Source organism: Halomicrobium sp. HArcht3-1, from assembly GCF_058933345.1.
Map to the genome: position 1 here is coordinate 35,875 of NZ_JBZYDM010000003.1, position 16,141 is coordinate 52,015.

Here is a 16,141-nt window from a genome sequence, read left to right on the forward strand (position 1 = left end):
CATGAGCAACATGCGAGACGTGGATCACACGCATCCACACACGAACGAATCGTTCGGCGCGGCCTTCCGTCGCGGCCCGACAGTGGTCGCGGATGGAGGAGCAGCCGACGCCGAAGACGAAGAAGCGTCGACGATGGAAGACGTCGACCACGAATCCCCGAGTGAAGGCGCGACACGTGCTTTCGAGCGTGGGACCGAAGGACGGACGGATTCAGTATGAGTTCCGATAGACATTCCTGCTCGCTGCGCTGTGCGGTCGCCGGCGCTGTCAGCGCCGGCTGCCAGAGGGACCTACGGTCCCTCTCAGGCTGTGACTATCGACCTCATTCTCACTACCGGAGGTATCTCGAATGAGTCAGGGAACGCTGTACGACAAGGTCTGGGACCGGCACAAAGTCACGACGCTGCCCAACGGGCAGGATCAGCTGTTCGTCGGGCTGCACCTCATCCACGAGGTCACCAGCCCGCAGGCGTTCGGGATGCTCCGCGAGCGCGACATCGAGGTCGCGCGGCCGGACCTGACGCTGGCGACGGTCGACCACATCGTCCCGACGGCCAATCAGGACCGGCCGTACGGGGACGACGCGGCCGAGAACATGATGTCGGAACTGGAAGCGAACGTCCGCGACGCGGGGATCGAGTTCCTCGATCCGACGAGTGGCGAGCAGGGCATCGTCCACGTCGTCGGCCCGGAGCAGGGACTCACTCAGCCCGGCAAGACCATCGTCTGTGGTGACAGCCACACCTCGACCCACGGAGCCTTTGGCGCGCTGGCATTCGGGATCGGCACGTCCCAGATTCGGGACGTGCTGGCGACCCAGACCATCGCGATGGAGAAGCAGAAAGTCCGGAAGATCCAAGTCGACGGCGAACTCGGCGAGGGCGTCGAGGCCAAGGACATCATCCTCGAGATCATCCGCCGGCTGGGAACCGAGGGCGGCGTCGGCTACGTCTACGAGTACGCCGGCGAGGCCATCGAGAACCTCGATATGGAAGGTCGGATGTCGATCTGTAACATGTCCATCGAGGGTGGCGCTCGCGCGGGCTACGTCAATCCCGACGAGACCACCTTCGAGTGGCTCGAAGGGACCGACTACTTCCAGGAGAACCCCGAGAAGTTCGAGGAACTCAAGCCGTACTGGAAGTCGATCCAGTCCGACGACGACGCCGAGTACGACGACGTGGTCCACATCGACGCGAGCGAACTTGACCCCGTCGTCACGTGGGGGACCACGCCCGGACAGGGCGTCGGTATCGACGATCCGATCCCGGCACCGGAAGACCTCGCCGACGACAAGGTCGACACCGCTCGGCGCGCACAGGAGCACATGCGCGTCACGCCCGGCGAGACGATGAACGGCTACGAGATCGACGTTGCCTTCCTCGGCTCGTGTACCAATGCGCGCCTGCCGGACCTGCGACGGGCCGCAAGCATCGTCGAGGGCCGGCAGGTCGACGACGACGTGCGTGCGATGGTCGTCCCCGGCAGCCAGCGCGTGCAGGAAGCCGCCGAGGAGGAAGGCCTGAAGGACATTTTCGAGGACGCAGGCTTCGACTGGCGCAACGCCGGCTGTTCGATGTGTCTGGGCATGAACGAAGACCAGCTAGAGGGCGACGAAGCGAGTGCGTCCTCGTCGAACCGGAACTTCGTCGGCCGTCAGGGGAGCAAGGACGGCCGCACGGTCCTGATGAACCCCCAGATGGTCGCTGCGGCGGCCATCAACGGGGAGGTCTCTGACGTGCGCGAACTGGAGGAGGTGACCACTGCATGAGCCGCGAGACGCTATGCGTCTCGGGATGGCGAACCGGTGTTAGCGAGGGACTCCGTCCCTCGGACCATTCGAGCGGGCACAGCCCGCGAGAAGATACCGGTGAGCTCGCCATGCGGTCCACTCCGAGCGAAGCGACGGAGGTGGCCGCATGACGACCGAGGAGATTCCAGCGGTCGACTACGTCGAAGGCACGGGCGTCCCGATCCGGGGCAACGACATCGACACCGACCAGATCATCCCGGCGCGGTTCATGAAGGTCGTCACCTTCGACGGCCTGGGCGAGTTCGCCTTCTTCGACCTGCGCTTCGACGACGACGACAATCAGAAGGACCACCCGTTCAACGAGGAGCGCTTCGAGGGTGCGAACGTCCTCGTCGTCAACAACAACTTCGGCTGTGGCTCCTCTCGCGAGCACGCCCCACAGGCCCTGATGCGCTGGGGCATCGACGCCATCATCGGCGAGGGCTTCGCCGAGATTTTCGCCGGTAACTGTCTGGCGCTCGGGATCCCGACCGTGACGGCGGACCACGAGACGATCAACGCCCTCCAGCAGTGGGTCGACGACAACCCCGACGGCGAGATCGAAGTCGATGTCGAGGCCGAAACGGTCACCTACGGCGGCAACGAGATCGGCGTCAACGTCGACAACGCCCAGCGACAGGCCCTCGTCGAGGGTATCTGGGACACGACGGCACTGATGAAGTCCAACGAGAACGCCATCGCCGAGACGGCCGACTCGCTGCCCTACGTCGACGGGACGCGATCGACCGGTCAGTCCGACTGATCGAGTCACTGCGTTTTCTACTCCCGTCTGCGCTCGGTCCGTATCATCGGTCGTAATTAGTACAGGGTGACTAACGAACCGTGAGCGGTCACTCACTCCGATATGGCGACGTTCGACCACGGTGACCGGACCGCGGTGTCTGGACTGGTAATGACCGGTCGCGTGCTGTTGATTCTGGCCTTTACCGGTATCGAGACCGCTGCCCTCGGCATCTGGCTCTCGATCGTGGACGGTGTGGCGAGCACGTCGCTGACCGCGGCCGTGGGACTGGGCGTCCTCGTCGTCGGACTGGTGATCGAACACCTGCTGACCGACGTGACGATCAACGGACTGCATCTCTCGACCCCGATCTGGACGACCGTCGGCTTCAGCCTCTCCGAAGCGGTTCTGTGGATGATTTGGCTGACGACCGCAGCCGAGGCCACGGCCCCGGGCGGGTTCGTGCTGGCCGCGACCGTCTTCGCCGTCTCGCTCATGCCCCAGCACACTATCGAGGACAACGCCCTTCGGGGTGATAGCCCGTTCTCGTCGCTCCTCGATCTGGGCACGATCGGCTTCAGTGTCATCAAGTCGGTCGGGGCGACGATCTGGCTGGTCCTCGTCTGGAATCCGGCGGTCCTGCTGGACCGACTGCCGGGTGTCTCACTCGCCGGCGTCGACACTGCCGCCGTCGGTCTCGCCGTGCTCGTGCTCGCGCTGTTCGTCGAGCACACCATCGCAGTCACGTACGCTCGCGGCCGATGACCCACCGCTCTCGGCGTCGCCGATGGCAGTCTTCCGACACGATCAGCTATCGGAACCCTCTTTTCGGCCGCCGCGAGACAATCTGGCATGACTCACGAGATTGCCGTCATCCCCGGCGACGGGATCGGACAGGAGGTCACACCCGCGGCCGTCGAGGTACTGGAAGCGCTTTCTATCGACTTCGAGTTCGTCGAAGCCGAGGCCGGCGACGCAGTGAAAGCGGAAACGGGCGAAGCGCTGCCCGAGGCGACCCGCGAGATCGCCGCCGACGCCGACGCGACCCTGTTCGGTGCAGCGGGCGAGACCGCTGCGGACGTGATCCTCCCGCTCCGGCAGGTCGTCGGTTCCTTTGCCAACGTCCGCCCCGCGGTCGCCTATCCCGCGCTCGATGCGGTCCAGCCAGACACCGATCTCGTGTTCATCCGCGAGAACACCGAGGGCGTCTACAAAGGCATCGAGAGCCAGATCACGGACGGCGTCACCACCTGCACTCGCGTCATCACGGAGGAGGCCTCCGAGAAGATCGCACAGTTCGGCTTCGACTACGCGAAAGACAACGGCTACGACGACGTGACCATCGCACACAAGGCCAACGTCATGCGTGAGACCGACGGCCTGTTCCTCGACAGAGCCGAAGCTGTCGGCGAGGACCGCGGTGCCGACTACGACACCGCGCTGATGGACGCGCTCGCGATGCACCTCGTCATGCATCCCGAGGACTACGGCGTCGTCATCTGTCCGAACCTCGCCGGTGACATGCTCTCTGATCTCGCCGCTGGACTCGTCGGTGGTCTCGGTCTCCTGCCCAGCGCCAACGTCGGCGAGGACAACGCGCTGTTCGAACCGGTCCACGGCTCCGCGCCCGACATCGCGGGTAAGGGCGTCGCCAACCCCGCTGCGATGATCCTCTCGGCCGCGATGCTGCTCGATCATCTGGGCTACGACGACGAGGGCGACCGTGTCCGAGCGGCCGTCGAGGGGACCCTCGAAGACGGGCCGACGACACCGGACCTGGGTGGCTCCGCCTCGACCGAGGAAGTCACCGCGGCCGTCGTCGACCGACTCTGAAGCGGCCGAGCGACTTCGTCCCCAGTTTCGCGCAGAAACGAACAGCAACGATAGAAAGTAGTAAGTCGGCCGGTGACGAACCTCCGTCAAATGCTGCCAGCCGAGCGCAAGCGACGGATCGTCGAACTCGTCACCGAGCGTGACGGCTGTTCGGTCGCCGATCTCTCGTCCGAACTGGACTTCTCGAAGGCGACGATCCGGCGTGACCTGCAGGAACTCGAAGACAGCGGCCGGATCGAGCGATCCCACGGCGGGGCGGTCCCGGCGGCGTCAGTCGGCCGTGAGCGATCCTACGGCCAGCGCGAAGTCGATCGACTGCCCGAAAAAGAGGCCATCGCCGGCCGCGCCGTCGAACTGCTCGACGACGCCGGTGTCGTCTCGTTCGACGCTGGCACGACGACGATGGCGGTGGCCCGCGCAGTGCCCGGCGACGCCCGCTTCGAGGCGGTGACGAACATGCCGGATCTGGCGACTACCCTGCTGGAGAAGGGCATCGAGGTGACGGTCACCGGCGGGACGCTCCGCCCGACGACGCGGGCGCTCGTCGGCCCGACAGCCGAATCCTTCCTCGACAGTCACCACGTCGACTTGCTTTTCATCGGGACGAACGGACTGGACGCCGAGACCGGCCTGACGACGCCCAACGAAGCCGAAGCAGCCGTCAAATCCCGACTGGTCGACCACGCCGGTCGCGTCGTGCTCGTCGCCGACGGCTCGAAGTTCGACGAGCAGTCGTTCGTCACCTTCGCCGCCCTCGACGACATCGACACGCTCGTCACCGAAGCGACCCCGAAAGGGGTACTCGCCGATGCGCTGACCGATGCCGGTGTCACTGTGGTGGAGGCAGAGTCGTGATCCTGACTGTCACCTACAATCCCGCGGTCGACCAGACGATGACGTTCGACGACCCGCTGGCGTCGGCGACGGTCAACCGAGCGACCGACACACGATTCGACGCCGGGGGCAAGGGTATCAACGTCTCGCAGTTCCTGACTGCACTCGACACGGAAACGGTCGCGACCGGCTTGCTCGGGGGCTTCACCGGACAGTTCATCACCGAGCAGTTGGCGGCCGCCGGAATCGAGACGGCCTTCGTCGAGACCGACGCGCCGACACGGCTCAACACGACCGCGCTGGCCGACGGCACGGAGTACAAACTCAATCAGTCCGGTCCTACCGTCGACGGGTCGGCCGTCGACGACCTGCTCGACCGCATCGCGGCACACGATCCCGAACACGTCCTCGTCGGTGGGAGCCTCCCGCCGGGACTCGACACCGACGCCATCGATCGGATCGCCGCCGCGGGACCGTGGCAGACGACCGTCGACGTGGGCGGCGACCTGCTTCAGTCGCTCGATGGTTCCTACGCACTGTGCAAGCCCAATCGCGAGGAACTCGCCGCTGCGACCGGGGACGCGGTCGAGACCGTCGAAGACTGCGTCGCGGCCGCGGAACGACTCTGCCGACGGGGATTCGAACGGGTCGTCGCCTCCCTCGGCGCGGACGGAGCAATCCTCGTCGGACCGGACGGAGCCGTCCACGCTGAACCGCTCGTCGTCGACGTCGTCGACACGGTCGGGGCCGGCGACGCCTTGCTCTCGGGGCTCCTTGCGGCGCTCGAACGCGGTGAGGACGACGAACTCGCACTGGTGACCGGTGTCGCCGTCGCGTCCCGAGTGGTCGCGCAGGCGGGCACCGGCGTGCCGGATCTCGATGAGGTGTTCGAGGAACGTGGGGCCGTCGCGACCCGGCGGCTGTAGCCGCTCTCAGAACTTCGATTCGTACGTGTCGACGAACGCACGGACCATCTCGTAGGCCGGCGGGTCGCCGTGGCGCACGAACGAGCCAGCGACGGCGTTGCCGACGACGACCGCCCCGGCGGGGTCGACGCCGGCGACGAGTGCCAGCGCCAGACCGGCGTTGAAGTGATCACCGGCGCTGGTGGTCAGTTCGGGGTCCTCGACTGCGGGGACGGCGACGCTCGTCGTCTCGTCGTCGGTGACGACCAGCGAGCGGTCGACGCCGTGGGCGACGAACAGGGTGGCGTCGAGCGCCTCGAAGACTGTTCTTGCCTGTGTTTCCAGCGGCGCGTCGGCGCGGTCGTCGTCGCCGTAGGTCGCGGCGAGGACCTGCGTCTCGGCGCGGTTGGCAGAGACCACGACGCGGGTCCGGTCGGCGAGGCGACCGATGGCGTCCTCGCCGCTGTGTAAGCGCGCTTCGTCGAGCTTTCGCACGTCACCGGGGTCGACCAGCACTGTCTCCGGTGGGTCGTCGAGATCGCCCCAGAGACCGGCGATGCCATCGAGCACGTCCGGCAGGTCCGGTGTCTCTGCCCAGTAGCCCGTACCAAGCAGTGCCGCGCCGTCGATCGACGAGCGGAGGCGTTCGCGGCCGATCCGCTCGGTGAGCGTCGCCCAGTCCAGCGTCATCGTGTCGCCGTTCTCGATGAGCATGAGTTTGCCGTCGTCGAACTCGACGGCGTCGGTGTAGCCCGGTTCGCCGAGCGTGTGCAGGTCGTAGTCGGCGAACTCGTCGGCGAACACGTCGAGCACTGGATCGCCGTACATCCCGATCAGCACCGGATCGAAGCCCCAGTGACCGAAGGCGCGCGCGAGGTGGCTGGTGTGCCCGCCGGTGCGGGTGCCACGTTGCAGCCACTCGACAGACAGGGAGCTGTCGGCGTCGACGGAGGTCTGGACGCGGTCGCCGAAGCCAGCGAGTGTGTCGAGTCGGTCGTAGTGCTCCGGGTCGTGGCGGTCCGCGACGACCTCGCGGACCCGGTCGACGTAGCCATCGAAGCCGAAGACGACCCGTCCGGCGGGTGGGACCGCCGGAAGCTGTGACTGAGCCGTCGCGACTGCGGCGGCCGTCGCGTCGTCGGAAGAATCCATGTGCAGTCTCTTGTCCCCGTTCCTTTAGAGTACTTCGTCGACGCTCGCGCCCTCGAAGACGACCTGCTCCAGTTTGTCGAGGATGTCGAACGGTTCCTCGCGCTGCCAGACGTTGCGTCCGACGGCCAGTCCGGCGACGCCGGCGTCCATACACGAGGCGACGAGTTCGAGGAACGCTCGGTCCGAGGTCTTCGAACCCCCGGACAGGAGGACGCCCGTGTCGCCTGCGGCATCGACCGCGTGGGCCATCGCGGCCTGACTGCGTGGATATTTCACTTTCACGAAGTCGCCGCCGAGTTCGAGACCGATACGGGCTGCGTAGGCGATGGTGTCGCGGCTCCGGTGTTCTTTGATCGCCTGTCCGCGCGGATAGGACCACATCGCGACCGGGATGTCGAGTTCGCGTGCCCGCTCCTGTACGGGCATGAAGTCCTCGAACATCCGAGGCTCGTCGTTGACGCCGGGGTAGATGGTGTAGCCGATGGCGTCCGCCCCCAGTTGCGCGGCGTAGTCGACCGACCAGTTCTGGGGCGAGTACGGTTCGCCCATCCAGAGATCGGAGCCGCCGTTGAGTTTCGCCAGCAGATTCACGTCGTCGTCGTAGCTCGGATAGTACGTTTCAGTCAGTCCCTTGCCGACCGCGAGCGCCGTGACGGCGTCGTGGGTCGCCATCTCGAACACCTCGGTCGGATCGAGTCGTTCCTCGACGCCGCTGAACTGCTTGGGACCGTGTTCGAGCCCGTGATCGTGTGCGAGGACGATCGTCTTGCCGTTGCGAACGAGTGGGGAGTCACTGCCGACGTGCATGCGCCGAACTTGGAAGAACGATCACAAAGCGTTTTCGAATATGATCGTTTTGTACTGGATATGATTGGGAATCCCTTCGACCGACGGTCGCGCCGCTGTTCGACGCGAGTCCATCGAGAAGAGCGGCGTGTCAGGACTGTTCTGCCTGCTGGCAGATCGAACTCCAGCGCCCGTTGGCTTCGAGTTTCTCCTGCAGGAGGTCGGCGTACTTGTTCGCCAGTTGCTCTGCTTCGTCGAGTCGTTCGTCATCGCCGCTCCCACCGAGTCCGAGCGCGTCCTTCACGCCGCCCAGAATGCCACCGCCGGAGCCACCGCCCCCGCCGGCCTGCCCACCGCCGCCCATCGGTCCCTGCTGGGCGATGCGGTCGAGTTCCGGCATGATCGTCGGCAGGTTCGACGTGTCGGGGACGATCTCCGCAGTCTCGGGGTCCTCGGGGTTCTCGATCTCGAACTCCAGGGCCGTCATGACGAGACTCCACTGCTGATTGGAGAACGACGACGCCGTCACCCGGTCGTTGAATTCGTTGTCGAGTTGCATCCGCTCTGCGGCGATAGCACTGGTCCAGTCGGCACTCATAGCCCACACTTCGGTCGGCCATCGTTTGAGCCTTTCCCGAAAAACGTCGCAGATCGACCACAGGGGACCGCTCTAGAAGGCGTCGCCTTCGAGCGTGATGTCGGCGTGGAGACCCTCGTCGAGCGCAGCGTGGACGTGACAGATCTCCTCACCGAGTTCGGCGATTTCGTCCTCGTCGCCGCTGATGTCGGTCTCGACCTGAATATCGAACGCGACGGCTTCGAGGTCGTCGTCGTCGTCGACCGCCGCCTCGACGGTCGCCTCGACGTTGCCGAGGTCGTCGTAGCCCGTCTGACTGGCTGCGACGCGCAGTGCCGGGATGTAACAGGAGATGTAATCCGCCGCGAGCACCTGATTCGGCGAGGGTCCGTCCTCGCTCAGTGCGTCGACGACCAGTTCCCACTCGTCGTCGATAACGTTTCGAACGGTGTAGCCTTCCTCACACGTACTGGTGACTTCGATGTCTGCCATAGCATTCGTCCGGTCGGTGGCCTCCTCCCTAAACGTTGCCTGTCGTGGTGACCGACACGCCAGACCGGACCGTGTTTTGAAGGGGGCCGCGTTCGAACCTTCGCCATGGCACGATCTGTCGGCTTCATCGGTCTCGGAGCCATGGGCGCACCGATGGCGTGGAACCTCGACGACGAAGGGTTCGATCTCATCGTGTACAACCGGACGACCGAGCGAGAGCGACCCTTCGCCGAGGCAGGGATCAGCGTCGCCGACTCGCCGAAACACCTCACCGAGCGCGTCGACGTGGTCTGCCTGATCGTCTCGGACGGCGACGCCGTGATGGACGTACTCGAACGTCGACTTGGCGTGCTGGCCGGTGTCGACGAGGAGACCACGGTCGTCCAGATGAGTACGATCGGACGCGACCGAACGCTGGCCGCGGCAGGCGCCGTCGACGAGCACGGTGGCCGATTCCTCGACTGTCCCGTCTCTGGGACCGTCGGCCCGGCACGCGAGGGGACGCTCGTCGGTCTCGCCGGCGGTGACGACGCCGTGATCGACGACGTCGAACCGATCCTCGATGCGATGTGTGACCCGGTCGTCCGCTGTGGCGAGGTGGGTCAAGGGACGAGCATGAAACTGTTCGTCAATGCGCTGCTTGGCAACGCGATGGCCGCGTTCGCCGAGACCCTGACTTTCGGAGCGAACAACGGGCTGGCGGTCGAAGACATGCTGACCGTCGTCGAAAACGGTGCGCTCGACTCGCCGCTGTTTACTGCAAAGGGTACCCAGATCAGCGACGGCGACTACGATCCACGCTTCCCGGTCGACTACCAGTTCAAAGACCTCGACCTCGCGCTCGATCTGGCCGGGACGGAGCCGACACCGATGCACGTGACGGCCGCCGCTCGCGAACTGTTCAACGGTGCTCGGGCAGCGGGTCACGGCGAGCAGGACATGGCTGCGGTCGTCAGACAGCTCGCCGCGACGGCCGACGTGGATCTCTCGGAGTGATCGAGCGGTTCGCCGGGGCGTCGATTCAGCGACCAGTCCTGCGAACCTACGCGCCGATCTCGAACGTCTCGTCGCCCTCCAAGACCACGACTTCCGTGTCGCTCCCGGTGGCTTTCACCTCGCGACGGAAGTCGTCCGGATCCTGTTCGATCGGTGGGAACGTGTCGTAGTGCATCGGGAACGCGTACTCCACGTCGAGCCAGTCGACGGCGATGGCTGCTTGCATCGGCCCCATCGTGAAGTGATCGCCGATGGGGACCGCCGCGGCGTCCGGTTCGAGGTACGGACCGATCACTTCGCGCATTTCGGTCATCAAACCGGTGTCACCGGCGTGGTAGAACGTCGTCGACTCCTCGTCTGCGATCTGTGTCGGTCTGGTGTCCGAGATGATGAATCCCGCAGGCATCCCACCACCGGTCGCACCGTAGGACGTCTCCATCCCACTCGTGTGGTCGGCCCGGTGCATCGTCACGTACGCGTCCCCGAGTTCGACCGTCCCCCCGAGATTGAACCCGATGGTATCGTCGATACCGAAGTTGTCCTCACAGTACTCGACGACCTCCGGTAACCCGGCGACGGTCGTGTCGCGGAACCGATCGACGTCCGCGATGTGGTCCATGTGCCCGTGGGTCAACAGGACGTAGTCGGCGTCGACCTCCTCCGGGTCGAGATCCGTCACGGGGTTGTCGAAGAACGGGTCGATGAGCAGTTGGGTCTCGTCGACGACCACGTGAAACGTCGAATGACCGTGCCAGGTGATCTCCATAGTCGCCAGACGGTACTCACGGCTGTCACTTAAGCATATAGCCAACCGTCATCGGGCACGGCCGCGTCGTCTTGCGGTCCGACGACAGTGCCGTCCGAATCATACGGATTATTGTAGCGATGTACCGGGGATCGTCTACCCCGTGGCGACGATCGCCGGCAAGCAACTACAATAATCCGTATCAGTCCTCCTCGATGGCCGGGTCGGACCGCTGTTCACTCAGGTGTTCCCAGATCTCGGTACAGCCACATCCGTCGTCGACACCGTCGACGTGCTCGGGCGACGACTCGCTTCGCGACTGGTTACTCACAATGTGAGTAACTAAATCAGATCACGTACAAATACGTTTCGGCCAGTTTTTATTCCGTGGACGGGGAACAGTTGCACATGAGCGACGGGGCCGACGTGTTCGATCTCTTGGGTCTGACCGAGTACGAGGAGACTGCACTGACGGAACTCATCCGGCTTGGACAGACGACGGCACCGAACCTTGCCGAAGCGACCGGCATCCCGAAAGCCCGGATCTACGGCGTTCTCGATGCCCTCTCGGACCGGGGCTTCGTCAAGGTGATTCCGGGCCGGCCCAAAGAGTACCAGTCCAAATCACCGGCCGAGATTCTCGACCGCGCCGTCGAAAATCAGCGCCAGTCCTACGAAGACTTCGAGGCCGCGATCGAGCAGGCCCGCGAGTCCTTCCTCGACGAGTATCGACCACGCTACCAGCGCGCCAGTGAATCCATCTCGCCGACCGCCGAACTGTTTCACGTCGTCGACGTGGGCGAACCGAGCGAACGAGAAACGCGTCGGATCTACGAACAGGCGACCGAACAGGTCGTGGTGATCTCCAAAGCATTCGAATACTTTGACGCCGTGCGCCCGGCGTTCGAAGACGCTCTCGACCGTGGCGTGACGATTTCGATCTTGCTACTGGATCCCGACAGTCTTTCGGCCGAGAATCGCTCACAGCAACGATCTACCGTCGACGAACTCGCCGCGTACGACGATGTCGACGTACGGTTCAGTACCGAACAGCTCCCCTGGCGAGGGACGCTCGCCGACCCGAGCGACGAATACGACAGCGGCACGGCCATTTTGCTCGTTCAGGAGGACGACGTTCCCAATCACATGCGACAGGCAGCGATCACCGAGAACGGGGCGTTCGTCGCTGGATTACAGCGGTACTTCGAACTGGTGTGGGAGTACGAAACCATCAATCAGTGAGTGGCTCTGATAGTCTCCAGGAGGTCAAGCCGCTACTACCGCTGTATACATGTTCTCTATCGTCTAGGCGCTATTCAGACATAGATATTGGAGCAGTCTGCTCTGTTGAATCCGAAGACGGCGGCAGGATAGCGTCGCTCTGAAGGTGGAAGCGAAGCGGAGAGGGTGCATTTGCCTAAGATCAGTACCTCACAAGGCATCGCCAGTTAGCGTGACCTGAGCCACCTGTTCTGTTGTGGTGAGTCGTCGATCGTGGTTGAGCAACGCTGATCGAAGGCAGAGCTGTCGCTGTCGGCGGCGGTCAGCCGCCGACGCGACAGCGTTGCCACTTGTGAAGACGCTTGCTCGATCGGTGACTAGCGGTAGAACCGGTCGTCAGGTGGCCGGTTCGCGGGGACGGCCCGACGCACCGCGAGGGCATTCCACGCGGCCCGCCGAACCATATTCACGAACTCCTTGTACGGCCACCACCAGAGGCGACGCCCCTCGCGGCGGGGCGTCGCCACAAACTCGTAGTGCAGATACCGCCAAACGTTCTGTAGCAGTAGACTCATTACGAAGTACAGCAGTCTGACCGTCGCATCTCGCGTCGTTGTCGTCGCGATCGCTAGCTCGGACAAGCGATAGCTCGACTCGATACCGAAGCGTTTCGAGTAGTAGTATCGAGCGTCGCGTGGTGTTTCGATGAACGGCGCGTCAGCGGCGTAGCCGTGACGCGCCACGCCGTGGTCGTCGTACTTCCCGTTCAGGTACGTGCAGTCGATGTAGACGGGAAACTCGACGGTCCAGCTGTGACCGTCGAGTTTCCCTGTCAGATCGTGTTGGATGACGCGACTCCACCCTTCCGAGAGTTCCTGCTGAATCGTCTCACCCCATCGGATGATCGGCATCACATAGGCGTAGTTGTGTGCCTGTAGTAACCTGAGACACTTGCTGTCGTAGAATCCACGGTCGAGGTAGACGGCCTTGATCTCGGCGTCAAGGCCGTCGAGTACTCCAAGAAACTCGGCGAGGACGCTGCTGGCGGTGTCGCCGTCTTCGAGACGGCGCACCGCCAGCGTGTGCCGTTTGTTCTTCACACGCGCGTAGAGTGTGGCGTAGGCGTGGAACGCGGTGGTTCCGCGCTTGGCCTCGGAGTGGTGGAGGCTGTCTGTCTCGTCTTCGTCACCGTAGTAGGGCCGCAGGTGGAGGTCTGCACAGACCTCCACCTGCTCGGGGAGGAGTTCGGCGATATCTCGTCGGAGGAGTGTGTTAGCGATTCGTTCGAGCCGTTCCGGCTCGAACTTCGTCCGCAGATGGTAGCAGATCGTGTTCGCAGGCGGTGAGTCCTCACTGGAACTACAGAGCGTAGAGACCGAGGTCCCGTCGGCGCACGCGCCGACGAGGACCTCGTAGATGTCCTCAGCTTCGATTTCAGCATTATCGCCGAGGTCAAGATCGATTTCATCGCTGAGCGTGTTGACGAGAAAGTTAAGGATCTGGTCTTCGTGGATTTCATTGTCTGCTTGCTTGGTCTTGAACACACCATCAGCAAGCAGACGTTCTAACTAACCGGCTTTGTGAGGTACTGAAGATACTCTTCCGCTTCGTTAAGCAAGCCGCATCGCTGGCTCAAAAACGCTGTGCCGCCAGCCCCACGGCGGTGGTGAGTGACCCGGCTGACAACGGATTTGCGGATTGGCAGCACCTGACGCTGCACTTTTTGCGGATTCACATGGACGTGAGCTACCGCGAGATCGTCGATTGGGCAAGCGAAACGGATCGTGTCCGCGGTCTGTTACAGTTGGCGCGAACGGCATTTCCGGCACCCTCGACGCTGTGGTGGTCCTTCGAGCGGGTGCCAATTCGTATCTGGCGGCAACTGCTCCGTCGGTCAGCGACCGCCTGCGATCCCGGCGACCACGGGGCGATCGATGCCACGTTTTTCGACCGCGAAGCGGCATCCAGCCACTACGTCAACCGGTCGTATCGCCACATACGGACGCTGAAAACGACGGCCCTGGTCGATACGGTGTCGTGTTTCTCGGCCATCAAGCGCCGGTTCGGGTCCGCTGTCGGGCCGAGCGCTTGGTACCGCGAATTCCGAGAACTGGTGCTCACCGTCGCTGTCTCCAACCTCGAACAAGCCATCAAAGAGTGATCGCTACGCCCTCTGTGGATTCAACAAGGCAGAACAGTCAACATTGGCGACTGATTAGAAGTCCTCGCGCCAGATATCCAGATTGCGGCCAGTAATATCTTCGACAGCTGATATCTCTGGTTCGAAGGCATCATACAGGTATGACCGTACATTCGAATCTATCTCGGGGTATCCCGTTCGGAGATTTAGATAATATACAATTTCTCCAATACCGGTCCACTGGAGGTAGTCATGGTAGATCTCGTTCAGTCGCAGGTTCTTCGGAGTCTTCGTCTTATTTTTTTTTCGATCTGTGTTACCCCATTGTTTGGCTGACTCAACGTTCAGGAATTCGCAGATACGATTCAACGCTTTCGGTGGGTCTTGAATCCACTCCTCAAATATGAGTATGAGAACCTGCTCTTCATCGAATAGTTCGAACCATTTGTCCAAGTGTATTGAGTACTGGTTCTTGTAGAACCAGCACATTGCGGTCTCACGATGATTCCGCTCTCCTTCGATTTCGGCCTTAATGGCTTCATTAAACGGATAGACACGTTCGCGACCCTGGCGGACATTCTTCCAGTACTGTGAGTAGGCACGTGAGACCGGGTTTCTCAGGGTGAACACGATTTTTACATTCGGGTAGTGTCGTCTGATCCGTGACGGTGGATCTTCATCCGTGTCAAACCTGAACTCACGGTCTTGATTGAAGCCGATACCGCGGTACCAGTATGGTGGCGACATCTCTCCGACCGCCGACTCGCCGTCGTAACCAGAATACTGCCGTTCATAATAGTCGATCCCCCGATCATAGTTCTCATCACGATCGAAAAAGCGAAGCTCCTTCTTTCGTGGTATGAAGATATCATTATGATCAGAAAGGTAGTCGTGGAGAGTCGTTGTCCCGGCCCGTGAGACACCCGGAACAAGAAAAGTCGGATGTGTGCCATCGGTCATGCTCTAGAACTCCCTTGCCTCTGGTAATTACCTTTCGCAGTTCACTTCGACTGGCTCGACCCGTCAAAGCGAGGGAGACGAAAACGGACTGAGACAAACTTCGACGCAGAAAGGCGTCGCGAAACCGTTGTTACAGCGGCGTCGAACCCTGCGTGTTTTACCGCCCGAACTACCCTGTCAGAATAGTCACCATATGGATACGAAAACTGTGTCACCGGTTCATTTAGCGCCTCTTCTAGTGTCGACTTCGCTCGCTGTACGTCCTTACGACAGTTATCTCTATTCAGCGCTGTTAACGGGACGTGCTCGTAGCCATGAGCACCAATCTCGATCAAGGGGCTGGCAGCTAACTCGCATAACTCGGCTGTCTGCAACATTCGAGGGACACCATCCGGCTCACCGTCAATCGCTTCGACGACTCTCTTACGGACACTCTCTCGTTCAAACTTGAGGGAATGGCGCAATTCTTCGTACGTTCGACGCCGGCTCTTTTCGGTATCGAGTATCCGATTGATTTCCCATCCATCTACATTAATGTCTACCCGCGACACGTTAGACAGTTTCGATGCGAGCCTATACTCGTAGGGTGCTACACCGTCAAGGTACTTGCCCGCGACGTACACTGTTGCGGGAGCATTGTTCCGCTCCAGGACCGGCAACGCTTCGGTCAAATTATCCTGAAATCCGTCGTCGAACGTGATGGCCGCCGTCGGTCGTGTCGGTAGCTGACCGTCGCGACACATGGCGAGAATTCTGCTCAGCGGGCGAACGTCGTACTCGTCGGTGATCTGCTCGACCTGTCTCTCGAACGTCTCGGGTGTCACAGCATACTCCCACGGCCCCCAACCCCTTGTTGCTTCGGTGTGGACGCTGTGATACATGAACACGGAGACTGGTACCTTTCTCCCAAGGCGAAAACCGACTTCATCGATAACCAGAGAAAGAACCTGCGGAACGTTGTACAT

19 protein-coding genes are annotated in these 16,141 nt (G+C 62.4%); 10 read left to right on the forward strand and 9 right to left on the reverse strand.

The window, feature by feature from the left end; all coding sequences use genetic code 11:
* Position 1 precedes the first annotated feature (1 nt).
* From AC5FRW_RS05490 to pfkB, 7 genes are all read left to right on the forward strand, one after another.
* Positions 2 to 220, forward strand: coding sequence for a DUF7989 family protein (locus AC5FRW_RS05490; RefSeq protein ID WP_493567428.1), 219 nt, complete (start codon positions 2 to 4; stop codon positions 218 to 220).
* A gap of 130 nt (positions 221 to 350) precedes the next feature.
* Entirely contained in the window at positions 351 to 1,772 is a 1,422-nt protein-coding gene (gene leuC / locus AC5FRW_RS05495; protein ID WP_493567429.1) for a 3-isopropylmalate dehydratase large subunit, read from the forward strand.
* 148 nt (positions 1,773 to 1,920) lie between these two features.
* Positions 1,921 to 2,556 carry a 3-isopropylmalate dehydratase small subunit gene (leuD, locus tag AC5FRW_RS05500; RefSeq protein ID WP_493567430.1) on the forward strand — a complete coding sequence of 212 codons (636 nt, stop codon included), beginning with the start codon at positions 1,921 to 1,923 and terminating at the stop codon, positions 2,554 to 2,556.
* Positions 2,557 to 2,658: 102 nt separating this feature from the next.
* A complete protein-coding gene (locus AC5FRW_RS05505) occupies positions 2,659 to 3,300 on the forward strand; it encodes a hypothetical protein (RefSeq protein WP_493567431.1) in 642 nt (213 codons plus the stop codon).
* Positions 3,301 to 3,387: 87 nt separating this feature from the next.
* A complete protein-coding gene (locus AC5FRW_RS05510) occupies positions 3,388 to 4,368 on the forward strand; it encodes an isocitrate/isopropylmalate family dehydrogenase (RefSeq protein ID WP_493567432.1) in 981 nt (326 codons plus the stop codon).
* Between the two features lie 90 nt (positions 4,369 to 4,458).
* Positions 4,459 to 5,223, forward strand: a complete 765-nt coding sequence (glpR, locus tag AC5FRW_RS05515; RefSeq protein WP_493567433.1) for an HTH-type transcriptional regulator GlpR — start codon at positions 4,459 to 4,461, stop codon at positions 5,221 to 5,223.
* On the forward strand, positions 5,220 to 6,128 hold the full coding sequence (gene pfkB / locus AC5FRW_RS05520) for a 1-phosphofructokinase (protein WP_493567434.1): 909 nt from the start codon (positions 5,220 to 5,222) through the stop codon (positions 6,126 to 6,128). The genes glpR and pfkB overlap by 4 nt, the downstream gene beginning before the upstream one ends.
* 6 nt (positions 6,129 to 6,134) lie before the next feature.
* Here pfkB and AC5FRW_RS05525 read toward each other — a convergent pair whose 3' ends face one another.
* From AC5FRW_RS05525 to AC5FRW_RS05540, 4 genes are all read right to left on the reverse strand, one after another.
* Complete coding sequence (locus tag AC5FRW_RS05525) at positions 6,135 to 7,259, reverse strand: PfkB family carbohydrate kinase (protein WP_493567435.1); 1,125 nt, start codon at positions 7,257 to 7,259, stop codon at positions 6,135 to 6,137.
* A 24-nt stretch (positions 7,260 to 7,283) separates the two neighbouring features.
* The gene (locus AC5FRW_RS05530; protein ID WP_493567436.1) at positions 7,284 to 8,066 is read right to left on the reverse strand and encodes a class I fructose-bisphosphate aldolase; all 783 of its coding nucleotides are present in this window, start codon (positions 8,064 to 8,066) and stop codon (positions 7,284 to 7,286) included.
* 130 nt (positions 8,067 to 8,196) lie between these two features.
* Positions 8,197 to 8,643 (reverse strand): DUF5799 family protein, encoded by a 447-nt coding sequence (locus AC5FRW_RS05535; protein WP_493567437.1) that lies wholly within the window; start codon positions 8,641 to 8,643, stop codon positions 8,197 to 8,199.
* A 72-nt stretch (positions 8,644 to 8,715) separates the two neighbouring features.
* The gene (locus AC5FRW_RS05540) at positions 8,716 to 9,114 is read right to left on the reverse strand and encodes an OsmC family protein (RefSeq protein WP_493567438.1); all 399 of its coding nucleotides are present in this window, start codon (positions 9,112 to 9,114) and stop codon (positions 8,716 to 8,718) included.
* A 105-nt stretch (positions 9,115 to 9,219) separates the two neighbouring features.
* On the opposite strand from AC5FRW_RS05540, the gene AC5FRW_RS05545 reads away from it, so the two are divergent.
* Complete coding sequence (locus tag AC5FRW_RS05545) at positions 9,220 to 10,110, forward strand: NAD(P)-dependent oxidoreductase (protein ID WP_493567439.1); 891 nt, start codon at positions 9,220 to 9,222, stop codon at positions 10,108 to 10,110.
* A 46-nt stretch (positions 10,111 to 10,156) separates the two neighbouring features.
* On the opposite strand, the gene AC5FRW_RS05550 is transcribed toward AC5FRW_RS05545, so the two are convergent.
* Both AC5FRW_RS05550 and AC5FRW_RS05555 read right to left on the reverse strand, forming a co-directional pair.
* Complete coding sequence (locus AC5FRW_RS05550) at positions 10,157 to 10,876, reverse strand: metal-dependent hydrolase (protein WP_493567440.1); 720 nt, start codon at positions 10,874 to 10,876, stop codon at positions 10,157 to 10,159.
* A gap of 181 nt (positions 10,877 to 11,057) precedes the next feature.
* On the reverse strand, positions 11,058 to 11,186 hold the full coding sequence (locus AC5FRW_RS05555; protein ID WP_493567441.1) for a DUF8595 family protein: 129 nt from the start codon (positions 11,184 to 11,186) through the stop codon (positions 11,058 to 11,060).
* 77 nt (positions 11,187 to 11,263) lie between these two features.
* Between AC5FRW_RS05555 and AC5FRW_RS05560 the strand changes: the two genes are divergently transcribed.
* Positions 11,264 to 12,097 carry a TrmB family transcriptional regulator gene (locus AC5FRW_RS05560; protein WP_493567442.1) on the forward strand — a complete coding sequence of 278 codons (834 nt, stop codon included), beginning with the start codon at positions 11,264 to 11,266 and terminating at the stop codon, positions 12,095 to 12,097.
* A 356-nt stretch (positions 12,098 to 12,453) separates the two neighbouring features.
* Here the strand turns inward: AC5FRW_RS05560 and AC5FRW_RS05565 are convergent, their stop codons facing one another.
* Positions 12,454 to 13,620, reverse strand: a complete 1,167-nt coding sequence (locus tag AC5FRW_RS05565) for an ISH3 family transposase (protein ID WP_493567443.1) — start codon at positions 13,618 to 13,620, stop codon at positions 12,454 to 12,456.
* Between the two features lie 44 nt (positions 13,621 to 13,664).
* Between AC5FRW_RS05565 and AC5FRW_RS05570 the strand changes: the two genes are divergently transcribed.
* Positions 13,665 to 14,237, forward strand: a complete 573-nt coding sequence (locus tag AC5FRW_RS05570) for a transposase (RefSeq protein WP_493567822.1) — start codon at positions 13,665 to 13,667, stop codon at positions 14,235 to 14,237.
* 54 nt (positions 14,238 to 14,291) lie between these two features.
* On the opposite strand, the gene AC5FRW_RS05575 is transcribed toward AC5FRW_RS05570, so the two are convergent.
* The gene (locus AC5FRW_RS05575) at positions 14,292 to 15,176 is read right to left on the reverse strand and encodes a sulfotransferase family protein (RefSeq protein ID WP_493567444.1); all 885 of its coding nucleotides are present in this window, start codon (positions 15,174 to 15,176) and stop codon (positions 14,292 to 14,294) included.
* A gap of 41 nt (positions 15,177 to 15,217) precedes the next feature.
* On the reverse strand, positions 15,218 to 16,141 hold the full coding sequence (locus AC5FRW_RS05580; protein WP_493567445.1) for a polysaccharide deacetylase family protein: 924 nt from the start codon (positions 16,139 to 16,141) through the stop codon (positions 15,218 to 15,220).